This is a genomic window from Falsihalocynthiibacter sp. BN13B15 (genome assembly GCF_041205415.1).
Classification (GTDB): domain Bacteria; phylum Pseudomonadota; class Alphaproteobacteria; order Rhodobacterales; family Rhodobacteraceae; genus Falsihalocynthiibacter; species Falsihalocynthiibacter arcticus.
Genome location: NZ_JBGFCE010000069.1, coordinates 1 through 719, shown reverse-complemented (window position 1 = coordinate 719; position 719 = coordinate 1). Strand labels below are relative to the sequence as shown.

Annotated in this window: 1 pseudogene; it reads right to left on the bottom strand. The window is 55.6% G+C overall.

Annotation, left to right across the window (positions count from 1 at the left end):
- Positions 1-719: pseudogene (locus AB9F26_RS22170) on the bottom strand (xanthine/uracil/vitamin C permease); the annotation flags it as partial.

Sequence of the window (719 nt, the reverse complement as noted above, 5' to 3'; positions counted from 1 at the left end):
ATCTGGACGGGTATCAGGACCAAGAACAGTTCTGGATTGGCAAAGAGGTGCTGGATTCCTACAATCAGGTCGCCAAAATACGGCAGCGGCGGATAAAATCCCACGCCCTCAAAACTGATCGACGCCTTGCCGATCATCAACGCCACGACCGTCCCGACGATCAGTGCCAGCAAACCCGCCGGAATGTTGAATGGCAGCCTAAAACGCCCGACCAACCCCCAAAGGATAATGATCATCGATGCAAATCCTACGATCGGATCCTCAAACACGGTGGCCAGCGGTACGGTGCCAATGAACACCAGCGCGATGCCGCAAAGTGTTCCGAGCATCCCCGCACGCGGCGTTACTTTCTTGAGCATAGGGCCAACGAGAGCGCCCATTGCGGCAACAATCCCGCCGATAAAACCTGCGCCAATACCGACTTGCCACGCAAGCATTGCGTCTTGGGTGGACCAGTAAATCGGTCCAATGACCCCAAACAGGTAGACGAACATCACGGGCGTTGAAATACCGTAGGGCATCGCGGTCACGTCACGGCCTTCTTTCTCGGCGGTGCGTTTTGCCAGCCACGAATAGACGGCGATGCCCGCCATAATCGCCACAGCGGCACCCGGTAAAATACGCCCGAAAACGATCTCGGTGGGCATGTTAAAGACGAACTGGCAGACCCCTGCCAGCACGATCAAATTGATCAAGTTATCGGTGAAAAGCGCCCAGAA